The sequence below is a fragment of the Streptomyces prunicolor NBRC 13075 genome (genome assembly GCF_000367365.1).
Lineage (GTDB): Bacteria > Actinomycetota > Actinomycetes > Streptomycetales > Streptomycetaceae > Streptomyces > Streptomyces prunicolor.
Map to the genome: position 1 here is coordinate 77,702 of NZ_BARF01000004.1, position 19,625 is coordinate 97,326.

Below are 19,625 nucleotides of genomic sequence, written 5' to 3' on the forward strand. Positions count from 1 at the left end.
GGAGCCGAGCCCGGCAGGCGTCGTAGGCCTGCTCGTCGCCGCCCCCTTCTATCCCGTCCCCCCGGTAGCCAGCCGCCAGATCTGTGCCGCTGTCTCCTCCGCGGACTCGACCGGCGACGGATCGTTCGGGAGTTGGGCGGGCACCGTTGTGTTCTTCTGCTCGCCGGGGCGGTCGGCGAACAGGACGACTGTCAGGGTGAGTTGGGAGTCCTGGGTGGTGGACCAGAGGGTTCGGCGGGTGATTCCGCCGCCCGCTCCGGCGGTGAAGAAGGTCTGGGGAGCCTTCTGGGCGGTGGGGGTCGAAGGGATCGCCTCTTTGTCCGGCGCCCTGTCCGTCGCCTTGTCCGGTGTCTGGTCCTGTGTCTGGTCCGGCGTCCCGGTCTTGGACATCTGCATGTCCACCATGAACGCTTCCTTCTCGTCCAGTGCCCGCCGCGTGTCAGGGTGCGCGGTGTACACCTGGCGGCCGTCCCGGGTGATCTTCGTGATCGTGTACGGGGTCGCGTACAGGCCGTTCGCTGCCGCGGTCGCGTAGGCCGAGGCCAGTTTCAGGGGGGTGGGGGCGGCGGTTTTCCGGAGTTCGGTCAGGGGGCCGTCGAGCCGGACCTTGCCGAAGGGGGCCAGGGCCTCTCCCGCCTCGACCGCGCCGCCCACCGCGTCGTTGAACGGCTGCCGGGCGTAGTCCGACCCTCCGTAGAGCAGCCGGACCGCTCCGTCGCCGGGTTTGATCGCCACGACCGCCGTGTGCAGCGTCGTGCCCTTGCTGTCCTTGCCGCTCTTACCGGCCTTGAGGTTCTTCACCGCCTCCGTGGTGGCGTCCTGGAGAGCCAGGTCGAACGTGGTGTGGACGGTGTAGCCGCCGCGGGCCAACTGGTCCTCGGTGATGCCGAGTCGGTCGGCGGCCTCCTTCGCCGCCACGTCGATCATGTACTGCCGCTGCCCCTCGGTCGTGCCCGGCGGATAGAAACGGAAGGCCGGGAAGGTGGCGTCGGCGCGCTGCTTCGCCGTGATGGCGCCGCTGGTCGCCATCGCGTCGAGCACCCATGTCCAGCGGGACTTGAGCGTCGCGGTCACCTCGGGGTCCGAGCCCGCCTTCTCGTAGTACGACGGGATGTTGACGATCGATGCGAGCGCCGCGCCCTGGGAGACGGTCAGGTTCCGGGTGTCCACGCCGAAGTAGTTGCGCGAGGCTGCCTGGATGCCGGCCGAACCCCGGCCGAAGTAGACCGTGTTGAGATAGCCCGCCAGGATGTCGTCCTTGGACCGGGTGCGGTCGAGTTTGATCGCGATCAGGGCCTCGCGGGCCTTGCGGGACAGGGACTGTTCCGGGGTCAGCAGGGCGTTCTTCACGTACTGCTGGGTGATGGTCGAACCGCCCTGCCGTTCGCCGCCGGTCAGTGAGGCCAGTACCGCGCGGGCGATGGCCCGTGGCGAGACGCCGTCATCGGTGCGGAACGAGCGGTTCTCGGCCGCGATCACCGCGTCCTGGACGTATCGCGGGACCTGCGAGAGCGGCACCTCCTGGCGGTCGACCGGGCCGCGTCGGCCCAGGTAGGAGCCCTTGTCGTCGACGAACACCGTGCTCTGCGTGACGGTCTCCGGGTGCGGGTCGGGGATGTCCGTCAGGCGGTACGCGACGACCGCTGCCGTGCAGAGTGTCGCGATCAGTGCGAGAAGGGCCAGGAGCAGGCGGCGCAGCAGGCGGCCCCGGGTGCGGCGGAGGCGCAGGCGGAGCGGGATGCGCCGTAGCTGGGCGCGGACGCGGGCGCGGTGTGAACCGGACGGGGGCTTCATTCGTCCGCTCCGCCCCGTGCGACGACCTTGCCGGCCGCGTCGTACACCGTGACGGTCGGGCCGCCGTCGACGGAGCTCGACTTCAACTCCTCCGGCGTCAGCGGTGTGCGCGCGTACCAGACGCCCCAGCCGGGGCTGCCCGCCAGCGTGAGGACCGTACCGGTGATCCTTCGGTCGTCGACGGTGACCTCGACACGAGCCGGGTCGGCGGACAGGCCGCGGTACAGGCCCGACAGGAAAAACCCGCTCTTCATGGGATCGAGTTGAGCCGAGACACTCGGCTTCAGCCTTTCCTCCTTCCTGTCACTGTCACCGGTCAGGGCGCGGAACTGGTTGGGCCGTTCCGGAGTCGACCAGTGCTTGCCGTCGGTGGTCAGCCAGACCTGAACTCCCGGTACGGCGTCCACCCGTTCGCCGGGTGCGACGATCCGGGTCGGGCTCTGCGCCACGTCGCTCGCCCTGCCGCCCGACCCGTCGTCCGCCGAACCGGCACCCATGAACCCGCCCGCGCCGAACACGACCGCCGGCACGAGCAGCAGCGCACAGCCGGCCACGACCACACCTCTACGACGGCGCCGTAGCGCCCGCCCCCGTTGCTCGACGGCATCGAGCGGAACGTCGAACGGGACCCCTCCGGAGGCGGACTCGGCGGACTTGGCGGACTCTGCGGCCTCCGTGAAGAGTCCCCGCAGCCGCTCGGCATCACCCCCGTAGACCGCCAGCCCGCGCCGGGCCCGGCTCCTGACCGCACCGGTCGAGCAGCCGAGCAACTGGGCGATCTCGGCCTCGCCCAGGCACTCCCAGTGCAGCAACACGAGCACGGCCCGCTGCCGTGCGGACCGGGTCCTTCTGCGGCGCGCCCGGCGCAGATACTCCTTGACCAGGGACCGTCGTACATAGAAGTCCACGTCGTCCCGAGGTATTCGGCGCCACCGAGCGCACACCTTCACCAGGGTTCTCCGCACCAACTCGGTCGCCTCTCGGGGGTCGCCCGGACCGCCGGAGAGCAGGTGGGCGGTGGTGAGCAGCTCGGGCAGGCGCGCGTGTGCGTACGTGGCGAAGTCATCGGGGGAGTGCGGCACTTCGGGGGTCCTCCGGTACGACTGTGGGGGAAGTGGATCCAGGGACGCGTGTTTGTCGTCTCTCCTCTGGGGCGGGTGTCGACGGACGCGGCCTTCGGGACCTGTACGCACCGCGAGGGCGGCAGGTTGCACGGGAATTCCAAGACTCCGGTGAGGTCATGACCGAGGACGAGTTCGACGCTTTCTACGCGGCCACGTTTCCCCGACTGACCGGCCAGCTCGCGGCGTTCACCGGAGACAGGGAGGAGGCGCAGGACGTGGTCCAGGAGGCGTTCGTACGGGCCTGGGACCGGCGCCGGGACTTCCTCGCGGACGAGGCGCCCGAGGCGTGGATCCGGACCGTCGCCATGCGGCTCGCGGTCAGCCGGTGGCGCCGGGCCAGGCGCTGGCTGGAGCTGGTCCGCCGTACTCCACCGCCCGATTCCACGCCCGGACCGGGCCCTGATCACACGGCACTTGTCGCCGCGCTGCGCCAACTGCCCAAGGCCCAGCGGATGGTGATCGTCCTGCACCATCTGTGTGATGTGAGTGTCGAGCGGATAGCCTCCGAGACGGGTGCGCCCGTGGGGACGGTCAAGGCCAGGCTGTACCGGGGAAGGGCGGCACTGGCGAAGCATCTGGCTCCGGACGGCGAGGCGGACGGCCCGGTCCGGAAGCGGAAGGAGAGCGGCCGTGTCGGATGAACTCTCCATAGAGCTCACTTCAGAACTCTCCGCAGAACTGCGTGAGTTGGCCGCGCGACAGGAGAGCCGTCCGGTCCTCACCGGCGCCGAGGTCCGCGGGCGTGCCGTGCGCCGGGGGCGGCGCCGGGTGGTGGGCGGGCTGGGCGCGGGTGCGGTGGCTTTCGCCGTGACCGCCTTCGCGCTGACCGTGGGCTTCACGCACTCCGACGACGACGGGAACGGGCGTCAACTCCCGGCCGCCACACACGCCGACCCCGTCCCGTCACCCCGCGTCACCTCCACCGATGCGTCAACTCCCGTACCGCGCGCGCCCGTCACCGGCACGGTCGTCCTCGGCAAGCGCGTCCTGATCGTCGGCGGCCGGGTCATGCCGATGACCTCCGGCCTCCCCGACAGCCCCGAGTTGGCAGGGCCGTTGACCGTCTACAAGAAGCACGAGACCAAGGTCGTGACCGTCACCGACCTGGCCGGCGGAGTCGCCTACACCACGGAGGTCTCGCTCGCGGTCGAACTACGCGACGCCAACGACGACCCGGTCTACGTCGGCATCGCCTTCTCGTCGAAAGAGAAGAGCACCGGCGAGCAGGACACCGGGGCCGGGTGGATCGGCCTGGACCCGGCCGACGCCAAGTGGTTCTACGAGGACGCGAAGATCGGCAGCGTCTTCTCGGTCAGTCGGGCCGTGTCCTGAAGCAGAGTCGGGCAGCGTCACCGGCGTTCCGGGGATCAGCTGACGGGACCGTCCCTCCGTATGGCGGGCAGGGTGGCGGTGATCGCCCGGGGAAGTCGGCGAGGCAGGCGGTCACGCTGCTCAGCTCTTCCGAGAGGCGGTCGAACTCGGTGTTCTGGGCGGAGGTCCAAGGACCGTCGTCGTCCTCCATCTCCGCGAGGCGCTGCCCCGCGGAAACCCCTCGGACCACTGCCCCAAGGGTGGTGCGCAGGCGTTCCGCGGCATGTTCCGGCGTCCGGGCGAGGAGAAGGTCCCACTCCTGCGGCTCGGGGAGAGCCGGGATGCGGTGCGTGATCCAGTAGTCGCCCAGAGGCGCTGTCGCCTGGACTCCGGCACGTCGTCGGGCAGGAGCGGGGTCGCGCCTGTTGGGCCGGGGCGCTGCCTCGGGCTTGTTGCGACGGTGGCCGTGGTCCCCCGCCGGCGTCAGGCGCCGTCTCCCACGTGCAGCACGATCTTGCCGCGCCGGTGCTCCTTGGCGAGCGCCTCGTACGCGTCCCGGGTCTCCGACAGGGGGACGACCCGGTCCACCACCGGGGTGAGACGGCCGTCGTCGATCAGTTCGGTGAGGGACTCCAGGCCGGCGCGGTCGGGCTCGACGACGAAGAAGACGCCCCGGCCCTTGGCGGCCGAGGCCGCTTCCGGGTTCGGGGGCTGCACGATGCTGACGAGGGTGCCGCCCGGGCGCAGTACGGCCCATGAGCGGGCCTGGGTCGCGCCGCCGACCGCGTCGAACACGACGTCCACATCGACGACTTGGTCCTCGAAGCGCTCGGTGCTGTAGTCGACGACCCGGTCGGCGCCGAGCCGGGTGACGAAGTCCCGGTCCTGCGGCAGGGCGGTGGTCGTCACCCGGGCGCCCTGGGATTTGGCGATCTGGATCGCGAAGGAACCGACGCCTCCGGCGCCGCCCTGGACCAGCACATGCTGCCCAGGCGTCAGCGCCGCATGCCCGATGAGCCCCTGCCAGGCCGTGAGTGCCGCGAGGGGTACGGCCGCCGCGTCGTCGTGGTCCAGCCGGGCGGGCTTGGCGGCGAGGACGTCCGCGGGGACGGTGACGTACTCGGCGGCGGCTCCGTCGCGGGTGAAGGGGATCAGACCGTAGACCTCGTCCCCTACGGCGAGGCCGGTGACGCCGGTACCGAGCGCGGCCACGACCCCCGAGACCTCGTGGGAGGGCACGACCGGAGTGCGGTCGCGTCCCGTCCCGTCGAGGCTGTCGGTCCAGCTGGCGTCCCAGTCGAGTTCGCCGGAGGTGATGGACGCGGCGCGCACCGCGACCAGGACCTCGCCGGGGGCCGGTTCGGGACGCGGAGCCGACTCGTACGTCAACTGCTCGGGCCCGCCGCGCTCGTGGGCTCGTACGGCACGCATGGTGTTCGTGGTGCTCATGTTCCGTCCCTCCTCGGATGGGGCGCCCGGAGTCGTGCTCACCAGGTGGGGATGAAGCCTCCGTCGACGGTGATGTCGGCGCCGGTGACGTTCGCCGTACGGTCCGCGGCCAGCAGCAGGACCACGTCGGCGATCTCGGCGGGCCGGGAGAAACGGCCGGTGACCGTGGTCCGCGTGGCGTTGTCGATGACGTCCTGGGGTTTCATGCCGGTCGCCTCGGAGACCGTCGCGGCGACGCCTCCGTCCCCGAGCCAGAGATCGGTCTCGACCGGCCCCGGGCTGACGGTGTTGACCCGGATCCCCTTCGGGCCGACCTCCTTGGACAGGGCCTTGGAGAAGCCCGCGAGGGCCGCCTTGGAGGCGCTGTAGTCGATGACCGCCGGGTCGGGGAGCGCCGCGTTGACCGAGCAGATGCTCACGATCGACCCGCGTCCCCGGGCGAGCATCACCGGCAGCGCGCTACGGGTCGTACGGACGGCCGCCAAGAGGTTCAGATTGAGGGTGGTGAGCCACTCCTCGTCGGTGACCGCGAGGAATCCTCCGGTACGGGCCGGAGCCGATCCCACGTTGTTGACAAGGATGTCGATCCGGTCACCCGCGGCCTCGACGAGCCGCGCGGGTCCCGACGCCTCACCCAGGTCGACCGGTACGACCCGCACGCTCCCCTTCGCGGCCAGTTGCTCCAGCCCGGCCGAGGAGTTCCGGGCCCCGGCATACACCGTGACTCCCTCCGCGACCAGCGCCCGCACGATCGCCAGCCCGATCCCCCTGCTGGCGCCGGTGACCACGGCCACCTGCCCGTTCAGTCCGAGATCCATGGTGTGTCCTCTCATCGCTTCGGTACATCGGTACATCACAGATGCCGGTCGGCCGGAGCGCCTGACGGCACCGAACACGACCCGTGCGACACCGTGTGCGGCGAGCCGACGGTCTCGACACGAGCATGCGCCACCCCGCCATGAACCGCTGGCCTACGGGCGGAATGGCCGTGGTTCAACCGGTGATTCCGAGTGACCGACGGTGGTTGTCCGGCCCTGGCGGTCGCGCGCCGCGCTGGACGCCGTAGATCCGGGAGGGGTCCCGCGCGGCCCCGCCCAGAATCCCGGCATGCGGAAGAGCACCCGGACAGAAGTCCGCCAGACAGCAGAAGCCATGGCGACCGAGACCGTCATGCGCTGTGCCGACGCGCTCGCCAGATCGCCCTATGCCGAGCGGACCATGGAGACCACGTCGCGGCGCGTCGCCGCCGAGGTCGCCCGGACGATCGCCGACGAACGGGTCGCGCACGCCGACGAGATAGTCCGGGCCGCCGCTGCGGCGGCGAAGGACACGGCCACCGAAACCGCGCGGCAGGTCGCGGAGGAGACGTCCGCGAGCCTCGCGGCCGAGGCGGCGGCCAGGACGCTGAAGGAGTCCCGCGAGGCCGTGGCGGAGGCGCTCGGGGAGTCTCGCGAGGCGGTGCGGGAGACGCTCGGAACGGAGCGGCGAAAGGTGGAGGAGGAGCTGGCCCGGACTCGGGCCGAACTGGACGATACGCAGGGGCAGTTGACTGAGGCGCTGGGCAGGACCCGGCGGGAGTTGGCGGAGGCGCGGGAGGAAGTGGTGCTGTCCGCCGGGCGGTTCGCCCGGGACGAGGCCGTCCGTGTGGTCGCCGAGGCCGTCGCGGAGCAGGTGCCGCCCGTCGTGGAGGTCAGGGTGGCCGAGGCCGATCCGGTCCGGGTCGGCGGCCACAGTCACGTCGTACTGCCGGACGTGCTCCTCGCGCTCGGCGCCGGCTGCCATGTGCTGCTGGTGGGGCCGGCCGGTACCGGGAAGTCGATGATGGCCCGGCAGACGGCGGAGGCGTTCGGGCAGGAGTTCCACGCCCTCTCGCTGGGGCCGACGACGCCGATGAGCAAGATCTTCGGCTACTACGACGCGCACGGTCAGTACCACGGAACACCCTTCCGCAGCGCCTTCGAACACGGCGGCCTGATGCTTCTCGACGAACTGGACAGCGGCCATCCCGGACTGCTGGCGGAGCTCAACCAGGCCCTGTCCATCCGGTCCTGCGCCTTCGCCGACGGCATGGTCGCCGCGCACCCGGAGTTCCGCCTCATCGCCACCGCGAACACGTACGGCACCGGCGGCGACCGGCAGTACGTGGGCCGCCAGGCGCTGGACGCGGCGACGCTGGACCGCTTCGTCGTCATCGACGTACCGGTGGACGAGGACCTGGAGGAGCGCATCGCGCTCGCGCACGCGCCCTCGCGGCCGGAGGACACCCTGCGGGTGATCGAGGAGGTACGGCGGCTGCGCGCCACGGCCGCCGAGAAGCGGCTGCCGGTGATGTTCTCGCCCCGGGCCGGCATCGACGCGGCGAAGCTGCTCCAGGCGGGGGCGAGCGTGGAACAGGCCATCCGGTGGCGGGTGGTGCGCGGTATGTCGGCGGCCCACCGTTCCGCCCTCGGGCTGGCGGCGGACGGCGGGGAGGGCGCGGAATGAGCGAGACGGACCCGCGGCCCGGGGACACCGTCCAGGCGCTGCCCCCGATGTGGTCCTGGCAGGAGTTCGTCGACCGGGCCCGCGCGCCCGACAGCATCGACGACGGAGGGGGGCGCCGCGAGCGAGGCGACGGCCAGGGAGGTGACGCATGGGCCGGCGGGTCGTGGGAGGAGGCGCTGCGGCTGGCCGAGGACGGCTGGACCGCCGTGCTCCCCGCGGTGGAGGCCGAGGTGGCCGTGCTGCGCGAACGGGCCGGGAGCGAGGTGCTGACCACCGCCCTGGTACCGGCCTGGGACGTGACCGGCAGCGAGGTGGACGTCGGTGCCTATCTGAGCGGCGCGCCGGAGTGCATGGTGGACGCGGTGCCGCAGCGGATCTCGACGCGCGGCCGGGTGGTGGCGTTCCTGGTGCCGACCGCGTACGCCAACACCACGGCGCACTCGGCCGTACGCCATCGGGGGGTGGCGCTGGCCGCGTTGTGCTCGGCCATCATCGCCTCGGGGCACAGCGTCGAGATCTGGTCGGGCTACTGCGGTTACCTGAGCGCGACGGACCGGTTCGCGTCGGTCGCGCGGGTGGTCTCGGCGGCGGAGCCGCTGGACATCGGGCGGCTGATGTTCGTGATGGCGCATCCGGCGATGCTGCGCCGTCTGTGGTTCGCGGTGTGGGACAGCGCCCCGGAGCCTGCGGCCCGCCGCGTGCACGGGAACAGCTACGGGTACCCGTCGTTCGACTGTTTCCCGGAGGACCTTCCGGAGGGCGTCGAGGATGCCTACGTCCTCCCGTACCTGTCGGCGGAGGACCGCCAGTGGGAGACGGCGGACACGGCGCTGGCGTGGTGCCGGACGATGTTCACCAGCCTGGGCCTGTTGCGCGAGTCGTGAGGACGGGGGCGGCTCGGCCACGATCGGAATCCGACGGCGCCTGACGGCCTGCTCCCCATCCGGGCGGTTGCACGTGAGAGTGCATAAACCCGCGATCAATATTCAGGGATCGAGGCCATTCGGGCCAGTAAGTATTTCTATGCATTTTGCGAATTACTCGCATGCCGGCGGCAGGTAACAGGAGATTCCCCGCGACCGAGAACCACAGGTCACCAACACCGGGCCCTCGTCGATCACCGGTGATCTCGGTGTGTCGCCGGGAACGGCCATCACCGGATTTCCGCCCGGCACGGTGATGGGGGCCCAGCACTCCGCGGACGCGGTGGCGCTCCAGGCCAAGAACGACCTGGTCACGGGGTACAACAACGCCGCCGGTCAGGCGCCGGACGTCACCTACCCCACCGCTCCCGACCCCGTGGAGCTCGGTGGCAGGACGCTGGACCCGGGCGTCTACAAGGCACCCATCTCGGCGGGTATCACCGGCACGCTCACGCTCGACGCACACGGCGACCCCAATGCCGTATGGGTCTTCCAGATCGGTTCGACCCTGACGACGGCGTCCGGCAGCAACGTGTCGCTCGTCAACGGTGCCTCGCCGTGCAACGTGTACTGGCAGATCGGCAGTTCGGCCACCCTCGGCACCAACTCCGCGTTCGTGGGCACGATCATGGCCCAGGAGTCGATCACCGTCACGACGGGAACGACCATCGCCGGCCGGGCACTGGCCCGTACCGGCGCCGTGACGCTGGACAACAACACCATCAACCGCGGTACGTGTGCCGCCGGCGGAACCACCGGTGGTCTGATCACGGGTGGTGTCGTGGCCGGTGCGACGTCGGGCGGCGCCACGGCGGGCACGGCGGGCACGACGGGAAGCACCACGGTCGGCGTCATCGGCGGTGTGCCGACGGGCGGCGGAACGGGCGGCCTGCTCGGCGGTGTCCTGACCTCGGGCGGAACCACCGGCGGCGTGCTGGGCGGTGTCATCGCGGGCGCGACCACCAGCGGTACGACGGGTGGCACGAGCGGCACCACGGGCGGTACGAACGGTGGTGCGACGGCCGGCTCGACGGGCGGCTCGACCGGTGGGAACGGCCATCACGATCACAATCACGATCACGGCCACAAGCCCGGCGGCCACGACCACGGCGGGAAGCCCGAAGAGCACGGCGGCTACGGCCAGGATCACGGCAAGCCCGCCAAGCCCGAGGGCTACGGCAACGATCACGAAGGTCACCACAAGAAGTCTGCCCAGCTCCAGCTCCCCTTGAGCGAGCAGGACGAGCGGCGCGCGACGGATCGCTGTCGATTCCGTCGCGCGCCGTTGGCGAAATCTCAGGAGAGACAGTGAGAGAAGCCAGGACGGAAAGCCCGGGTGGGGCTGCCACCCTTCCCCGCCAAGGGAGTTCGAAGCCTCCGCCGCTCCTGCTGAGGGCGGGGACGAACGCCGCCGTGGCCCTGTGTCTGGCGACGGCCCTGGTCCACGTTCTCCTCGTGTTTCTGCACGTGGCGCCCCCGAACCCCCTCTCCCGGCAGTACAGCCGCCAGGTCAACGCGTGGGTCTTCCCCCTGTTCGAGCAGAACTGGCGGCTCTTCGCGCCGGATCCGGAGTCGGTCAACCGGCAGATCTCGGCACGGACCCTGCACACCGCCCCGGACGGCACGGTGCACGTGATCGGCTGGTTCGACCTGAGCGGCGTCGACAACTCGGCGGTGAGGCACGACGTCTTCCCGAGCCACACCGCGCAGAACACGCTGCGCCGGGCCTGGAGTTCGTACCTCGAAACACATGGTGGCGACGACCGGCCCCGCTCGGAACGGGCGCTGATGATGCAGAAATACCTGACCGACATCGCGGCGGACCGCATCACCGGCCACCGCGGCGGCACGTTCGAGTCCGCCAGCTGCGGGTGATCACCGTGCCCATCGTCGCGCCGGCCGAGGGGCCCGGCCCCGGCTCGTCCGCTGCCGCGCCGAAGTCTGTCGAGACGCGGTATCTGCCCTGGTGGAAGGTGACCTCCGATGGAAACTGAGCAGGCACTCGTTCCGCACCGAGGTGTCCCCCGTACTCCCGACGGGGCGGACGCGGGCCCGCCGCGCCCCGGACCGGAGCGGGTCGGTGCGTTCCTCGCCGTCCTGACCGAGCGGCCGGTCTCCCTCTACGCCGCGGCCGTTCTGCGCATCGGCTACGGATTCCTCTACCTCGTCTTCCTGCTGCGCGAGTTCCCGCACCGCGACGAGATCTGGGGGCCCGGGTCACCGTGGACGCCCGAGCTGGCCAGGCAGCTGTTCGACCAGACCGGGTGGGCCGGCATCCTCACCCTGTCCGACAGCCGGCCCTACTTCGAGACGTGCTACGCGCTGGCCCTCGTCACGTCCGCACTGTTCATGCTGGGCTGGCGGACGAGAGCGGTGTCCGTGCTGTTCGCGGTCGTGGTGGCGTCGTTCCACACCAGGGCGATCTTCATGACCGACGGAGGAGACAACCTCATCCTCCTGATGGCCCTCTACCTCACTCTCACCGCATGCGGCCGACGCTGGTCCCTGGACGCGCGCAGAACCCGTCGCCGAGCCTCCGCGGGGAAGGGGGAGAGCGGCTCGACGGACTCAGGAGCGGACGACCTCCGGCATCAACTGGCCACATCCCGCCGGACCTTGACGGCAGTACTCCACAACTGCGGCATGTTCGTCATCGCGGCCCAGGTCTGCTTCCTCTACGGATCCGCGGGCCTCTACAAGGTGCAGGGCGGCTCCTGGGGCAACGGCACCGCCCTCCACTACGTCCTGAACCTCGACCTGTTCCGGCCCTGGCCCGAGCTCTCCCTCCTGGCGGACGAGCACGACGTGCTGATCGCCGTCGCCTGCTACCTGACCGTGCTGGTGCAGGTCGCCTTCCCGTTCGTCCTGTTCGGACGGCTCAAGTACCCGGTCCTGACCGTGCTGTTGGGCATGCACCTGGGCATCGCCGTCCTCATGGGACTGCCGCTCTTCTCCGGCGCGATGATCATCGCGGACGCCGCGTTCCTGCCGGACCGCTTCTACCGGTCGCTGGGACGACTCCGGCAGCGCACCGGCGCCGAGGAGACCGGGGCTCCGTCTCACGGCGAAAGGGCGCTCGTGCCCCCACAGTCCGCACCGGCCGGCCGGGGCTCCTCGGCGGGGTGATACGGCAATTCCAGGACCGCTTCCGGAGTGGCCGCCCATCCCCTCAGCCACCTTGCGCCTCGACGAGACGGTACGTACCTGAACGGCCTGCCCAAGCCCCTCCGACTCGGCGAGATGTGCGCGGATTCCCTCTCGGCCCGTACGCGGATCGCCACGAACTGGCAGAGCTACGAACGTACGCGGAGATTGCCCCGGCCGGGGTGGGCCGGTCAGGTGGGTCCGGCGGGGCTTCGGGAGAAGGCCGTGTCGCCGGCCGTCGCCACGATCGCGTCCTTGACGAGCAGCACGCGTGGCGGATAGCTCTGCACTTTGTCCCCGGGGTCGTCCAGCGCCGAGGTGCGCCAGACCTCCGCTCCGGTGCGGCTGTCCAGCGCCAGCAGACGGCCGAAGCGGTTGGCGAAATAGACCCGCTTGTACGTCGCCGACACCGCGGGCGCGGACAGACTCTCCACGTCCGTCGCCTTCTGCCAGAGCTGTCTGCCGTTGTCCGCCGACACCGCGGTGACCGTCCCGTCGGACCGGACGAAGTAGACGACGCCGTCCACGAGGGTGGCCGCGCCGGTCAGCGCATGCGCCAGCGGTATCCGTGTGACCTGCCGTGTTGCGGGGGACACCCGCAGCAGCGCGTTGTACGGCCGCTCGTACCCGGCTTCGTACACGTCCTTCGCGGTCTGGGGGGCGAGGAACAGGGGCTGCCCGCCGACGGCGCCGAGCGCTTCCGCCTTCCGGGGCAGCGTGGCCGTTTCGGCCAGGCTGTCGGGACCGAGTCTCATCAGCTCGACCGGGGCCTGGCCGGGCTCGTCGCCCTTCGAGCACAGGGCGTAGGGGGCGCCTCCCAGTGCCGCCGGAGTGCAGTACTCGTCCAGCGAGGGCGCCTGCCACAGTTCCTTGCCGGACGGCCCGTAGGCCACGAACGACGCGTAGTCGGGAGACATGGTCAGCAGCCCGCCGTCGTACAGGACCGCGTCCTCGGACTTGTTGATGTCGCGCTGCCACCGCCGCTGCCCGGTCGTGGCGTCGACGGCCACCACGCGCCGGGTGCTGTCGTCCGGATCCTCGTACACATAGACCAGCCCGTCGCGGACGCCGATCGGCTGCGCCCCCTGAGGGCGGGTGCCGGTCCGCCACCGAGTGCGGCCGGAGGCCGCGTCGATCCTGGCGGCCGTGAAACCCGTACCGCCGCAGAACAGGGCGCTTCCCTCCGCCACGCATCCAGGGCCGTTGTAGTCGAGGGGGATGCCTTTCACGTCGTACCGCAACGGCGTCTGCCACGGCCGCCAGCCGGCGGGCAGTGCCGCGGCCTGGGTGGTGGCCCGGGTGGTGGCCGTGGCGGTGGTGGTGGCGGTGTCCGAACGGGACACGAAGACACCCACTCCGATACACAGCCCCGTGACGGCCAGCAGCGCACCGAGGCCGGTGAGCAGCGTCCGGGCCCGGCGTCGCCCGCCGGTGCCGATGCCGGTCGTGGCGCCCGCAGGGGTGGGGGCCGCGCTCGGAGAAGCGGGACCGCGCGGGGGTTTCGCGGACTGTGCGGACTGTCCGGTCCGCGGGGATCCGGTGGCGTCGGATTCCGGCAGCGCCTGGAGCATGCGGTGGATGTCCGTCAGTTCCGGCCGTGCGGCCGGGTCCTTGTCCAGGCAGCGCTCGACGATGCCGAGGAGCGCTTCGGGTACGCCGCCGAGGTCCGGGGTCCCGAACACCACCTGATAGCCGGTTATGTACGGGCTGTCGGCGTCGAACGGTCCCGTGCCGACGGCCGCGAACACCAGCAGCGACCCCAGCGAGAACACGTCCGAGGCCGGGGTGACGTCCCGGGGAGAGGCCACCTGCTCCGGTGACATGAAGGGCGGGGTGCCGATCATCCGCCCGGTCGTGGTGAGGCTCTGGTGGTCGGAAGCCCGCGAGATGCCGAAGTCGATGACGCGCGGCCCGTCCTCGGTCATCAGGACGTTGCCCGGTTTGAGGTCCCGGTGCACCAGGCCCGCCCGCCGGATGTCACGCAGCGCCTCGGTGAGCCCCAGCCCCAGCGCGCGCAGTTCCCGCAGGCTCAACGGGCCGTCCTTCTGCACGACTTCGGCAAGGTTGAGCCCCGGCACGTAGAGCGTCGCCATCCACGGCTGCTCGGCGTCCGGGTCGGCGTCCACGACAGGCGCGGTGAAGGCGCCGCTCACTCTGCGCGCCGCCTCGATCTCCTGCCGGAAGCGCGTCCGGAACTCCTCCTCCTGGGCGTACGGCCCGCGCACGACCTTGACCGCGACCCGCCGCCCCGAGGGGGAGACTCCCAGGTAGACGACCCCCATGCCGCCCGCCCCGAGCCGACCGAGAAGGGCATAGCCGCCTATGGTCTCCGGGTCCCCGGTGCTCAGGGGCGTCATCGCCGATCATCCTTCCCAGGGCCTGCCTGCCTCACGGGGATCAGAGTATGGCCTGGAGACTGATCGAACGTCAGGCCGGTGCGGGGAGGCTCTGTCCGGCCGGCTGGTGCGCACCCCGCCCACTGGTCCGGACAGGCTCACCGTAAGTACGAGCACAAGTCCGGCTTTTGGGCGGGAGGGCCTGCGGCTCGCGGGACCGGTCCCCGGATGCTCGTCCTAGCATCCGGCATCAGGTGCGGGCAGCACCACGGCCAGCCTCCATCGGATGCGGTGGGTGCTGGAGACACCGGTGAAGGGGGATGACCGTGGGGCAGGCACGCGAGGGTGCACGGTTGGCGGCTTGGGCCGTCGCCGGGGTGATCGGCCTGGCGCTGGTGTACGTGATCGGGGTGTTCGCCTTCGGCGCCGCGGGGTGGATCACGGCCCCGTTCCGCGGTGCGGAGGACGAGCGCGACAACACCGTCGGCTCGGGCGAGTTCCGGCAGACCACGTACGAGGAGTTCTTCGATCTGTGCGAGGCCGTGCAGAACGCCGAAGGGACGATCCAGGCGCTCCAGGAGGAGCGGAAGGGCGCTTCGGAGACGCGTACGACGCAGATCGACCAGTCGATCACCGCACTGAAGGCCGGCCGGATCGAGTCGGTCGACGACTACAACGCGAAGGCCGCCCAGGAACACCGCGCGCCCTTCCGCGACAAGGATCTGCCGTACCGGCTGGACGCCACGGCCAAGCGCACGAAGTGCGCCAACTGATCCCCATCTCATCCCCATCTCATCCCGGGAAGAGGGCAGCACCGCATGAAGAAGTCCGTACGCATGGCCCTGGCCACCGCCATCGCGCTCGTTGTGGGCCTGGCCCTGACGTCCTGCACCAGCGACTCCAGCCAGGACAAGGAGAACCAGCGCAAGCAGGACAACTACGACCACCTCGTGGTCGAGCAGCCGGCGGGCCGCATGGAGTACTCACCGACCCGTGACGCGATCAACCAGTGGATCAGGACGTGGGGGAAGCGGGGCAAACTCTCGTACGTCTACATCCAGAACGCCAAGGGCGAGTACGGGTACTTCATCATGAAGGGCCTGCCCGTGCCGCGCTGCAAGATGCTCACTCCGACGGAGAAGGTGGAGTCCTCCGACAACGGCATCGCGGTCCTCGCGCAGCCCGGCATGGACGGCACGTACTCGTCGGGTTCCACCTGCGACGCCTACTACGGTTTCGACGCCACGACGGGCGCGTACATGGAGTTCACGGTCGGCACGAACCAGTCGTTCTTCCTGTTCGACAAGCCCATGACGATGCCGGAGTACGCCACTGCCAAGCAGTTGGGGCCGACCTCGGTGAAGGACGTCGGGTAGGCCGTTCGGTCACGGCGGGTCGTCGGACGGCAGTTTCAGGCGGAGTTGGTAGCCGCCGTCGGTCGTCGGGCCGGAGGTGATGGTGCCGCCGAGGAGTTCGGCGCGCTGGCGCAGGCCGACGAGGCCGTGGTGGGCGCCGGGGAGGGGGAGTGCGGGGCGGGTGGCGGTGGTGTTGGTGACGGTGGTCCAAAGGGCGCCGTCCCGGTGGTGGATGCGGACGGTCGCGGTGGCGCCGGGGGCGTGTTTGCGGACGTTGGTGAGTGCCTCCTGGACTGTGCGGTAGACGGCGCGTTGGAGGGTGGGCGGGAGTCCGTCGGGCAGGTCGGTCTCCAGTTCCGTCTCGATGCCGCTGACCGCGATCAGCTGGTGCAGGTCGGTGAGGGAGGGCTGGGGTGTGAGTTCGGTGGGGCGGGTGCCGGAGGCGCGCAGGACGCCGACCATGTGGCGCAGCTCTTCCAGGGTCTGCACGCTGAGCCGGCGGATCGTGGCCCCGGCCGCTCTGGCCTCGGCGTCCGGGCTGCCGACCTGGAGTGCGCCGGCGGTCACGGCGATGAGGCTGACCTGGTGGGAGACCACGTCGTGCATCTCGCGGGCGAGTTGGGCGCGTTCCTTCGCCAGCACCGCCTGGGCGCTGAGCAGTTGCTCCTGCTCGCGGGCCTCCGTGATCTCGGCGAGCCGGAGCGTCAACTCCCGTCGGGCCTGGACGAGTTGGCCGAGGAAGACCGGGGCGGCGGCCGTGGCGAGGGTGTAGGTGAGGTGGACCAGGCTGTAGGTCTCGTCGAGTTCGTCGACATCGAGGGACGTCCACGGCCAGGGCATGAAGTCGACGGTGGCGAAGGCCAGAGCGCAGCCGATGAGCAGCGTGCGGTGGCGGCAGAGCGAGGAGAGCGTGTACAGCGCGGCCATCGTGGCGAACGCCGCGTCGCCGATCAGCGCGGAGGGGAGCGTGAGGGCGAAGGCGAGCAGCGGCCGGTGGCGGCGCAGGGTGAGAGCGAGGGCGGCGAGCAGGCCGTAGGCGGTGGCCGGGTGGTTCTCGCTGTCGAGGTTCACCCACAGGTCCAGCAGCGCGACGCAGACCAGCAGGGCGTCCAGCAACAGGGCAGACGGGCGACGGGAGTTCGGCCGGGGAATCGGATGTGTCGGCCGGGGAATCGGATGTGTCAGCCCGGGATTCGGGTGTGTCAGCCGGGGATTCGGGTGTGTCGGCCGGGGATTCGGACGCGGGTTCATCGGGCGACTCCGTTTCCGGGCGGCCGGAGCAGGCCCGCCCGTTCGGCGACCAGTGCGGCCTGCACGCGGTTGTCGACCTTCAACTTCTCGAATACGGCGCTGACATGGCCTTTGACGGTGCCGGTGCTCAGGTGCAGCCGGTCGCCGATGTCGGTGTTGGAGAGGCCCTCGGCCATCAGCGCGAGGACGGCACGCTCGCGACCGCTCAGCCGGGCGACGAGCTGGACGGCGTAGGGCTCGCGCCCGCCCTGGTCGAGGAAGCTGTCCACCACCGTGCGTACGACCTGCGACGACAGCACGGTTCTACCCTCGGCCAATGCGCGTATCAGAGCGGGCAGTTGCTCGGGGTCGGTGTCCTTGAGGAGGAAACCGGCGGCACCGGAGCGCAGCGCCGCCTCGACGTACTCGTCGGTGTCGAACGTCGTCAGCATCGCCACCACGGGCGGGTCCGGCAGCCGGCGGAGTTCGGCCAGGACGGTCAGCCCGTCCACGTCGGGCATCCGGATGTCGAGCAGGACGACGTCGGGCCCCAACTCCCGTACGGCCAGGACGGCTTGGCCGCCGGGAACGGCCGCCACGGCTCCGATGCCGTCCGCGGCGTTGAGGATGTGGGTGAAGCCCGTACGGACGAGAGCCTCGTCGTCGACCACCAGTACACGGATCATGCGCGCTCCGCTCCTCAACTGCCCGTAATACGAGAACTGCCTGCAATGCGAGAACCGTCTGTAATACGAGGGGTAGCACGCAGACCCGCGCCCGCCCGCGGGAACCGGTTCGGCTCCGGCCTGTCGTCGGCAGGGACCGTCCGGTCGGCCGGTGCGGTTCCGGCCGGTCGGCGGGCCGGCTCCGGACGGTTGCCGGGTGTGCGGGCCCCCGCGGCCCGCGAATCCTGAGGGCATGACACACGACGCATCGCCGTCCGCACCGGCAGCCGCGTTACCCGAGCGGCACCCGGTCCCCACCGACGCTCCAACGACCGTGCGGCTGATCGGTATTGACCTGGCGCGTGGACTCGCCGTCCTCGGCATGTACTCCGCCCACGTCGGCCCCGACGTCACGGTCGGCGGACCCGTCGGCTTCCTCCTGGAGACCGCACGCGGCCGCTCCTCCGCCCTGTTCGCGGTACTCGCCGGGTTCTCGCTGATCATCATCACGGGCCGCCCCCACCCCCGGCCCGGCCGCGCCGGACGCCAGGCGGTGACGAGGGTCGCGATCCGCGCCGTAGCCCTGCTGGCACTCGGCTACGCCCTGACCGCCCTGGACACCGAGGTCGAGGTGATCCTCAGCTGCTACGGCCTGCTCTTCCTGACCGTCCTCCCCCTGCACCGGCTGCGCGCCGCGACCCTCGCGCAGATCGCCGCCGCCGGCGCGCTGATCCTGCCCCAAGTCCTCTACGCCATAAGGAAGTCCATCGAGGAGGGCGGCTGGGCGGACACCGTCGTCCAGGCGGACCCGCTGGCCCGGATCAGCGGCACGGACGGCGTCGTAGAGCTGCTGTTCACCGGCGACTACCCGGCCCTGACCTGGGCGCCGTTCCTGATCGCGGGCATGGCGGTGGCCCGCCTCGACCTCACCCGGCCCGGAATCCGGTCCCGGCTCGCCCTGACCGGCGGTGCGCTCACGGTCATCGGCTACGGCGGCTCCTGGCTCGCCCTGCACCTCGTCCCGCACGCGCTGAGCGTCATCTCGTCGGCCACGGGCGGCGGTTCGGCGTCGTCGGCCTGGTGGTCCGACACGGTCGGCGAACCCGAGAACGGCACACCGCTCGCCTGGCTCCTGGTGGCAGCGCCGCACAGCCAGACCACCCTCTCCGTCCTCGGCAACACGGGCGTCGCGTTCGTGGTGATCGCCGGGTGCCTGACGGTCGCCGACCGGATGCCGCGCCTGACCCGGTTGACGAGGCCCGTCTCCGCGGTCGGCGTGATGGCGCTGACCGCCTATGTCCTGCACATCGTCGCCCTCTGGCTCCTGACCGACGTCTGGCCTGTGGCCGCCGTGGAGGACGAGACGATGTCCGGACTGCCGGCGCTGCTCGCCTTCATCGCCGCCACCACGCTGCTGGCCACCGCGTGGACCCGTCACTTCAGGCGCGGTCCCCTGGAACACCTGCTGCACACGGCCACCCGGCCCGCGCGGTACGTCAGGTAGCTTCCGGGTGCAGTGCCCGCAGTGCCCGCAGTGCCCGCAGTGCCCTCCGCCGCACCGGCAGCCGGACACGGGGCTGGGCCGGTCCTGGGGGCCGTACGGCGTCGTCCACCATGCGGCGGCGGCCGGTGGAGCGGGTGCTGGGGCCGTTCGGCTCCTGGCGGCTCAAGCCTCGCTCGGAGGGCGTCGTGCCCGTCCACGTCGGGGGGCGAGCTGGGGCAGGTCGCCCTGGCCCGTCCGCCCAACTCCCGTGATTCTGGGACAGGTTGATGCCACCGCCGTACAGACGCCACCGCCGTACAGCTGTCT

18 protein-coding genes are annotated in these 19,625 nt (G+C 70.9%); 10 read left to right on the forward strand and 8 right to left on the reverse strand.

Features of this window, described 5'->3' with window-relative positions:
• Positions 1–48 precede the first annotated feature (48 nt).
• Both SPR02S_RS02770 and SPR02S_RS02775 read right to left on the reverse strand, forming a co-directional pair.
• Entirely contained in the window at positions 49–1,794 is a 1,746-nt protein-coding gene (locus tag SPR02S_RS02770; protein WP_019055410.1) for a transglycosylase domain-containing protein, read from the reverse strand.
• Positions 1,791–2,876 carry a sigma factor-like helix-turn-helix DNA-binding protein gene (locus tag SPR02S_RS02775; RefSeq protein WP_019055411.1) on the reverse strand — a complete coding sequence of 362 codons (1,086 nt, stop codon included), beginning with the start codon at positions 2,874–2,876 and terminating at the stop codon, positions 1,791–1,793. The genes SPR02S_RS02770 and SPR02S_RS02775 overlap by 4 nt, the downstream gene beginning before the upstream one ends.
• Positions 2,877–3,034: 158 nt before the next feature.
• On the opposite strand from SPR02S_RS02775, the gene SPR02S_RS02780 reads away from it, so the two are divergent.
• Both SPR02S_RS02780 and SPR02S_RS02785 read left to right on the forward strand, forming a co-directional pair.
• Entirely contained in the window at positions 3,035–3,559 is a 525-nt protein-coding gene (locus SPR02S_RS02780) for a SigE family RNA polymerase sigma factor (protein ID WP_019055412.1), read from the forward strand.
• Positions 3,549–4,250, forward strand: coding sequence for a hypothetical protein (locus SPR02S_RS02785; RefSeq protein ID WP_019055413.1), 702 nt, complete (start codon positions 3,549–3,551; stop codon positions 4,248–4,250). The genes SPR02S_RS02780 and SPR02S_RS02785 overlap by 11 nt, the downstream gene beginning before the upstream one ends.
• 462 nt (positions 4,251–4,712) lie before the next feature.
• Here SPR02S_RS02785 and SPR02S_RS02790 read toward each other — a convergent pair whose 3' ends face one another.
• Positions 4,713–5,678: an NADP-dependent oxidoreductase gene (locus tag SPR02S_RS02790; protein WP_019055414.1), complete on the reverse strand. Its 966-nt coding sequence runs from the start codon at positions 5,676–5,678 to the stop codon at positions 4,713–4,715.
• A 38-nt stretch (positions 5,679–5,716) separates the two neighbouring features.
• Positions 5,717–6,496 (reverse strand): SDR family NAD(P)-dependent oxidoreductase, encoded by a 780-nt coding sequence (locus tag SPR02S_RS02795; RefSeq protein ID WP_019055415.1) that lies wholly within the window; start codon positions 6,494–6,496, stop codon positions 5,717–5,719.
• Positions 6,497–6,785: 289 nt separating this feature from the next.
• Here SPR02S_RS02795 and SPR02S_RS02800 point away from each other — a divergent pair, with 289 nt between their 5' ends.
• From SPR02S_RS02800 to SPR02S_RS02820, 5 genes are all read left to right on the forward strand, one after another.
• On the forward strand, positions 6,786–8,162 hold the full coding sequence (locus SPR02S_RS02800; RefSeq protein ID WP_026150149.1) for an AAA family ATPase: 1,377 nt from the start codon (positions 6,786–6,788) through the stop codon (positions 8,160–8,162).
• A complete protein-coding gene (locus SPR02S_RS02805; RefSeq protein WP_019055417.1) occupies positions 8,159–9,046 on the forward strand; it encodes a DUF7192 family protein in 888 nt (295 codons plus the stop codon). The genes SPR02S_RS02800 and SPR02S_RS02805 overlap by 4 nt, the downstream gene beginning before the upstream one ends.
• Positions 9,047–9,230: 184 nt before the next feature.
• Complete coding sequence (locus SPR02S_RS55020) at positions 9,231–10,397, forward strand: ice-binding family protein (RefSeq protein WP_078622793.1); 1,167 nt, start codon at positions 9,231–9,233, stop codon at positions 10,395–10,397.
• A 143-nt stretch (positions 10,398–10,540) separates the two neighbouring features.
• Positions 10,541–10,960: a DUF5819 family protein gene (locus SPR02S_RS55030; protein ID WP_306305710.1), complete on the forward strand. Its 420-nt coding sequence runs from the start codon at positions 10,541–10,543 to the stop codon at positions 10,958–10,960.
• A 108-nt stretch (positions 10,961–11,068) separates the two neighbouring features.
• Entirely contained in the window at positions 11,069–12,211 is a 1,143-nt protein-coding gene (locus SPR02S_RS02820) for an HTTM domain-containing protein (RefSeq protein WP_019055419.1), read from the forward strand.
• A gap of 209 nt (positions 12,212–12,420) precedes the next feature.
• On the opposite strand, the gene SPR02S_RS02825 is transcribed toward SPR02S_RS02820, so the two are convergent.
• Positions 12,421–14,586 carry a serine/threonine-protein kinase gene (locus SPR02S_RS02825; protein ID WP_019055420.1) on the reverse strand — a complete coding sequence of 722 codons (2,166 nt, stop codon included), beginning with the start codon at positions 14,584–14,586 and terminating at the stop codon, positions 12,421–12,423.
• Between the two features lie 299 nt (positions 14,587–14,885).
• Between SPR02S_RS02825 and SPR02S_RS02830 the strand changes: the two genes are divergently transcribed.
• Together SPR02S_RS02830 and SPR02S_RS02835 are read left to right on the forward strand one after the other, a co-directional pair.
• Positions 14,886–15,338 (forward strand): hypothetical protein, encoded by a 453-nt coding sequence (locus tag SPR02S_RS02830; RefSeq protein ID WP_019055421.1) that lies wholly within the window; start codon positions 14,886–14,888, stop codon positions 15,336–15,338.
• 45 nt (positions 15,339–15,383) lie between these two features.
• Positions 15,384–15,941: a hypothetical protein gene (locus tag SPR02S_RS02835; protein ID WP_019055422.1), complete on the forward strand. Its 558-nt coding sequence runs from the start codon at positions 15,384–15,386 to the stop codon at positions 15,939–15,941.
• Between the two features lie 9 nt (positions 15,942–15,950).
• Here SPR02S_RS02835 and SPR02S_RS02840 read toward each other — a convergent pair whose 3' ends face one another.
• Together SPR02S_RS02840 and SPR02S_RS02845 are read right to left on the reverse strand one after the other, a co-directional pair.
• A complete protein-coding gene (locus SPR02S_RS02840; RefSeq protein ID WP_019055423.1) occupies positions 15,951–17,036 on the reverse strand; it encodes a sensor histidine kinase in 1,086 nt (361 codons plus the stop codon).
• 131 nt (positions 17,037–17,167) lie between these two features.
• Positions 17,168–17,836 carry a response regulator gene (locus tag SPR02S_RS02845; protein WP_019055424.1) on the reverse strand — a complete coding sequence of 223 codons (669 nt, stop codon included), beginning with the start codon at positions 17,834–17,836 and terminating at the stop codon, positions 17,168–17,170.
• A gap of 232 nt (positions 17,837–18,068) precedes the next feature.
• Between SPR02S_RS02845 and SPR02S_RS02850 the strand changes: the two genes are divergently transcribed.
• Positions 18,069–19,319: a DUF418 domain-containing protein gene (locus tag SPR02S_RS02850; protein WP_026150150.1), complete on the forward strand. Its 1,251-nt coding sequence runs from the start codon at positions 18,069–18,071 to the stop codon at positions 19,317–19,319.
• Here SPR02S_RS02850 and SPR02S_RS62815 read toward each other — a convergent pair.
• On the reverse strand, positions 19,312–19,485 hold the full coding sequence (locus SPR02S_RS62815; protein ID WP_158697768.1) for a hypothetical protein: 174 nt from the start codon (positions 19,483–19,485) through the stop codon (positions 19,312–19,314). The two genes, SPR02S_RS02850 and SPR02S_RS62815, sit on opposite strands and share 8 nt — an antisense overlap.
• Positions 19,486–19,625 lie beyond the last annotated feature (140 nt).

Bases quoted from the DNA above. Each gene is read 5' to 3' on its own strand.
- SPR02S_RS02770 (WP_019055410.1), bottom strand. From the start codon at position 1,794: ATGAAGCCCCCGTCCGGTTCACACCGCGCCCGCGTCCGCGCCCAGCTA.
- SPR02S_RS02780 (WP_019055412.1), top strand. From the start codon at position 3,035: ATGACCGAGGACGAGTTCGACGCTTTCTACGCGGCCACGTTTCCCCGA.
- SPR02S_RS02790 (WP_019055414.1), bottom strand. From the start codon at position 5,678: ATGAGCACCACGAACACCATGCGTGCCGTACGAGCCCACGAGCGCGGC.
- SPR02S_RS02795 (WP_019055415.1), bottom strand. From the start codon at position 6,496: ATGGATCTCGGACTGAACGGGCAGGTGGCCGTGGTCACCGGCGCCAGC.
- SPR02S_RS02800 (WP_026150149.1), top strand. From the start codon at position 6,786: ATGCGGAAGAGCACCCGGACAGAAGTCCGCCAGACAGCAGAAGCCATG.
- SPR02S_RS02805 (WP_019055417.1), top strand. From the start codon at position 8,159: ATGAGCGAGACGGACCCGCGGCCCGGGGACACCGTCCAGGCGCTGCCC.
- SPR02S_RS02820 (WP_019055419.1), top strand. From the start codon at position 11,069: ATGGAAACTGAGCAGGCACTCGTTCCGCACCGAGGTGTCCCCCGTACT.
- SPR02S_RS02825 (WP_019055420.1), bottom strand. From the start codon at position 14,586: ATGACGCCCCTGAGCACCGGGGACCCGGAGACCATAGGCGGCTATGCC.
- SPR02S_RS02830 (WP_019055421.1), top strand. From the start codon at position 14,886: ATGACCGTGGGGCAGGCACGCGAGGGTGCACGGTTGGCGGCTTGGGCC.
- SPR02S_RS02835 (WP_019055422.1), top strand. From the start codon at position 15,384: ATGAAGAAGTCCGTACGCATGGCCCTGGCCACCGCCATCGCGCTCGTT.
- SPR02S_RS02845 (WP_019055424.1), bottom strand. From the start codon at position 17,836: ATGATCCGTGTACTGGTGGTCGACGACGAGGCTCTCGTCCGTACGGGC.
- SPR02S_RS02850 (WP_026150150.1), top strand. From the start codon at position 18,069: ATGACACACGACGCATCGCCGTCCGCACCGGCAGCCGCGTTACCCGAG.